General features: G+C 55.2%; 1 pseudogene. It reads right to left on the reverse strand.

Annotated elements, in window-relative coordinates:
• Positions 1-269: pseudogene (locus ACG95_RS10735) on the reverse strand (hypothetical protein); the annotation flags it as partial.
• Position 270: the final 1 nt, after the last annotated feature.

The following is a 270-nucleotide window of genomic DNA, read 5'->3' on the forward strand; positions in this document are numbered from 1 at the left end:
GCCTTTTTCTTCTTCTTAGCTGCCTTATGCTTCTTCGGTGCCGCCTTGTGCTTCTTCTTGTGCGCTACCTTACGTCGCTTAGGCGCATGCCGCTTAGCCACGTGGCGCTTGGCCTTACGCGTTGCGCGATGGGACTTTTTCGCATGCCCGCTAGCGCTGTGGCGCACCTTATGTTTACGAGAATGCGTCACCCCTCGGCGATGAGCCGAGACTGAGTCGACGGAACTACCGAATGACGTGAAGAATAACACGAAGACCATTAGCCCAATC

It is taken from the genome of Lactiplantibacillus herbarum (assembly GCF_001039045.1).
In the GTDB taxonomy this organism is placed as follows: Bacteria; Bacillota; Bacilli; order Lactobacillales; family Lactobacillaceae; genus Lactiplantibacillus; species Lactiplantibacillus herbarum.